The sequence below is a fragment of the Streptomyces flavofungini genome (assembly GCF_014650815.1).
In the GTDB taxonomy this organism is placed as follows: domain Bacteria; phylum Actinomycetota; class Actinomycetes; order Streptomycetales; family Streptomycetaceae; genus Streptomyces; species Streptomyces flavofungini.
This window is the reverse complement of record NZ_BMVR01000052.1, coordinates 1-4099: the sequence shown is the minus strand read 5'-3', so window position 1 is coordinate 4099 and position 4099 is coordinate 1. Positions and strand designations below refer to the sequence as shown.

At 63.4% G+C, this 4099-nt stretch carries 3 protein-coding genes and 1 pseudogene; 1 reads left to right on the top strand and 3 read right to left on the bottom strand.

Annotated features, from left to right (window positions below):
- Positions 1-55: 55 nt before the first annotated feature.
- Positions 56-196: pseudogene (locus IE274_RS39980) on the top strand (DDE-type integrase/transposase/recombinase); the annotation flags it as partial.
- A 27-nt stretch (positions 197-223) separates the two neighbouring features.
- Here the strand turns inward: IE274_RS39980 and asnB are convergent.
- From asnB to IE274_RS39020, 3 genes are all read right to left on the bottom strand, one after another.
- Positions 224-2065, bottom strand: coding sequence for an asparagine synthase (glutamine-hydrolyzing) (gene asnB, locus IE274_RS39030; RefSeq protein ID WP_190120702.1), 1842 nt, complete (start codon positions 2063-2065; stop codon positions 224-226).
- A 175-nt stretch (positions 2066-2240) separates the two neighbouring features.
- Positions 2241-3470 (bottom strand): beta-ketoacyl-[acyl-carrier-protein] synthase family protein, encoded by a 1230-nt coding sequence (locus tag IE274_RS39025; RefSeq protein ID WP_190120701.1) that lies wholly within the window; start codon positions 3468-3470, stop codon positions 2241-2243.
- On the bottom strand, positions 3467-3709 hold the full coding sequence (locus tag IE274_RS39020; RefSeq protein WP_190120700.1) for an acyl carrier protein: 243 nt from the start codon (positions 3707-3709) through the stop codon (positions 3467-3469). The genes IE274_RS39025 and IE274_RS39020 overlap by 4 nt, the downstream gene beginning before the upstream one ends.
- Positions 3710-4099: the final 390 nt, after the last annotated feature.

The window sequence follows — 4099 nt, the reverse complement described above, 5'->3', positions numbered from 1 at the left end:
GCTCGAAGGACCGCCTCTGACCAGCGCGAATGGTGAAGTCCCACTGGAGTACTAAATCCGCACCTGGTCGGGCTGGGCCTATGTCGCCTTCGTCCTGGACGTGTACTCGCGGATGATCGTCGGATGGCAGATCGCCACCCACATGCGGACCGATCTTCCGCTGGACGCGCTCGAGATGGCGCTCTGGCGGCGCGGAATCACCTTGACCTGGTCCGAACGGCCGTCAGCCCAGTCTGATCTCCGGGCTGTACTCGCTGAACCACACCGCCAGATCGAGGACGCGTTCGAAGGCGTGGCGAGCGTCCTTGGGGACTGCTTGTGGCTCGAGGTTTGCTGCTTCGGCCAAGGCGCCGCGGTCGAAGAAGCCGACTGCTTGGTGGCCCTCGGTGAGAAGGCCTGTTACCTGGCTTTGCAGGGTGGTCACGTAGTGCTCTTCCTGTGTCATGGGGAACAGTGCCTTGGTCCGCCGTAGCACTGAGGGGGGCAGAAGGTCATGGAAAGCCCCGCGCAGCAGGCTCTTTTCTTGCCCGTCGTACGTCTTCAAGGACCAGGGTGTGTTGTAGATGTACTCCACGAGCCGGTGGTCGCAGAAGGGGACTCGAACTTCGAGTCCTACCGCCATGCTGATGCGGTCCTTACGGTCCAGAAGAATGCGAAGCCATCTTGTGAGATGGGCATAATTGAACTCCCTCATGCGCCGTTCGTGTGCGGTCTCTCCCGCTATATGCGCCACGTCCGCCACCATGTCGGTGTACTGCTGACTCCAGTATTCTCGCAGTCGCAGAGTGTCATGGAAAAGGGATGGGTCGATGAACGTTGTGGTGTGATGGGACGGGTCATCGATGAAGGTGGTGATCCAGGGGAACATTGCGGTTTGCTGGACCCTGGTGTCGTGCAGCCAGGGGTAGCCGCCGAATACTTCGTCCGCCGCTTCTCCGGAGAGGGCTACCGTGGAGTGTTCACGGAGTGCTTTGAACAGGAGGTAGAGCGAGTGATCTGGATCGCCGAGACCGAAAGGAGCGTCTCGGGCGATGACGACCGCCCGTCGTACTTCCGGGTCAGAAAGCTGGTCGTGTCGCAGGCGGATGTCCTGGTGGGCTGTCCCCACGTGTTTGGCGACCTGGCGGGCATAGGGGGCATCCCGAGTGGCGTGGAGGGAGTTGGGAGTGAAGTCCTGGCTCTGTACGAAGTCGACTGTGTAGGTGGAAAGCTCCTGACCGCTTGCCTTCAGATGCCGTCCAGCAAGGGCGGTCAATCCACTGGAGTCCAGGCCGCCTGACAGCAGAGCGCAGCGTGGGACGTCGGCGACGAGCTGGTGGGGCACGATGTCTTCCAGTAGCTCGCGGACCTTACGCGTGGTGGCGTGCGCATCATCGTGATGGCTGTTGAGTTCGAGCTTCCAGTAGGTGTGCTCCCTGATGCCGACACTGTCGCACTGGAGGGTGGTTCCGGGGCGTACCTCGTGCATGCCTGCCCAGATGGCCTGGCCTGGGGGCCTGACGAAGCCGAAGAGGTTGCGAAGACCGTCGGTGTCTATGACTGGCTTGACCATGGGGTGGGCCAGGAGGGCCTTGGGTTCGGACCCGAAGATGACTCCGTCTTCGGTCGGATAGTAGTAGAGCGGCTTGATGCCGAGCCGGTCGCGGGTAAGGAGCAGCGTTTCGGATCGGTCGTCCCAGATCGCCAGGGCGTACATGCCGTTGAGCCGGTGGACGAAAGAAGCGCCCCACTCCAGGTAGCTGCGGAGGACGACCTCGGTGTCGCTGTGGGTATGGAACACGTGCCCGCGGCAGCGGAGTTCACTGCGCAGCTCCGTGAAGTTGTAGGTTTCACCGCTGTAGGTGATGGCCACGGTTCCGTGGGCTGTCTGGGCGGTCATCGGCTGCGTGCCGCCTTCGATGTCGATGACGGCCAGCCGGCGGTGTCCGAGTGCGGCATGCCGGGACAGCCAGATGCCCTCGGCGTCGGGACCTCGGAGAGCCATGGTGTCGTTCATGGTCTGGACTACGGCCCGTTGGTTCTCCAAGGTGCGGCGGAAGGCGGTCCAGCCGACGATTCCACACATGAGATTTCTCTTTTCTCTCAACGGTGTTCGTGGATTGTGGTGCCCTATTCAGGGCAGCGCGGCGGGCGTTGTGGAGGACTTTTGTGATTTCCGGGCAGGCTGGTGGTGGTGCTGATGCACCCCCAGACGTTGGCACTTCAGGGAGGAAGCGTGTGCAGGAGCAGATCATCTTGTGTCAGCGGGTGAAGACGAGGACTCCGTTCTGGCCTCCGAAGCCGAACGAATTGCTCACCGCGACCTCTACATTCCCCTGGCGTGGGCCGTGGGAGACCACGTCGATGTGGATCCTGGGGTCTTTGGCTGTGAGATTGGCTGTGGGCGGGATGATGGCGTATTCCATCGTCAGTGCGGTGACGGCCGCCTCGATGGCTCCTGAGGCGCCGAAAGCATGACCGAACACGCCCTTGGCCGACGTGACGGCCGGCCTGTCGCCGAGAGTTTTGTGGATCACATGGGCTTCTACGGCATCGTTCAGCGGAGTGGACGTGCCATGGGCGTTGACGTGGTCGACTTCGGCTGCTCCGACACGCGCATCGTGCAGGGCGGCCCGCAGCGCGCGTTCAGCCCCGCGGCCTTTGGGGTCGGGAGCGGTGGCGTGGTAAGCGTCGGCTGAGGCGCCGTAGCCAGTGATGTGGGCATGGATGCGTGCGCGGCGGGCTCGGGCGTGTTCGGAGCGCTCCAGGACGAGGATGGCGGCGCCTTCCGCCGGGACGAAGCCGGTTCGGGTGGCATCGAAGGGTCTGGAGGCGGTCTGTGGGTTGTCTATACGTGACAGCGCCTTCATCTGGCTGAATCCGGCAATGATGGAGGGGACCAGGCAGGCTTCGGTTCCGCCGGTGATGACGATGTCGCAGGCGTTGCTGCGCAGCAGCTCGCGGGCGAGGCCGATGGCGGTTGCTCCCGAGGCACATGCGGTGGCGGCGACGAAGTTCGGTCCGTAGGCCTGGTGTTCCATGGCGATGTGCCCAGCGGACATGTTGATGGCCAGCATGGGCACCAGCAGTGGTGAGACCTTGAGGGGTCCTTCTCGCAGCAGTACGGTGTGCTCCCGCTCCCAACTGGTCGCTCCGCCTATGCCGCTGCCGATGACGACGCCGACGCGTGCGCCGTCCCAGGAGGCGGAATCCAGGCCGGAGTCCCGGACCGCTTCGGCAGTGGCGGCGAGTGCCAATTGGCTGCTGCGATCGAGACGCCATGCCTTGCGCCGCCCGAGGAGGGCATCTGCGTCGAAGGAGGGGACCCAGCAGGACATGTCGGTAGGCAGGCCAGCCAGCGTGGGGGTGGGCTGTGCCAAGGTGCCGGCCGCGGCCAGGACTGCCCTCCAGGCGGTATCCGTGCCGCCTCCGGCTGCTGTCATCATCCCGATACCAGTGATTGCTGCGGCGAAGGGAACGGAAGAAGTCATGGGGAATCTTCCTGCTTTGCGTCGATGAGCTGTACGGCCTGCGTGATGGTGCTGTTGGCCCTCAGTTCCTCGTCGCTGAGCTTGATACCGAATTCTGACTGGATCGCCAGAGTGAGCTCCACGAGAGCCAGAGAGTCCAGCTCCAAGTCGTTGAAGGTCTGGGTAGCTGCCACTTCGTGGGTCTCGAATCCAAAACCCTTGGCTAGAAGGGTGACGAGCCGCGTGAGGGTATTACTCATTGAACCTTTGCTCCTTAGCAGGGTGGTTTTCTCGTGCTAGGACGAGGAGCGATCACTGGATGCGCAGATCAGCCCCGCATGGGGTGGACATGACGACCTGTCCGGCGCAGGGGCAGGAGGGGGGGCGGTCGCGGGCCGTGCCGTCCGGGCACCTGGCCCCGGTGAGTGACTCGCGCATGTCCGCGTGCACGGTGAGCGTCATCGGCTGGGGTGGGCGCTGCTCGTTTCCCGCGGCACAACCCCACCCAGAATCATGTCCGGTCACCGAACGAGTAGGGCTTGATGCTTGGCCAGTGAAGAGTGGAGGCCGCCCAGGCGAGTCCGCCGCCGAACGCGGCTAAGAGGTCCTAACAAAGGCGTCGGACGTGTCTGTAGGTGATGAGACAGGTG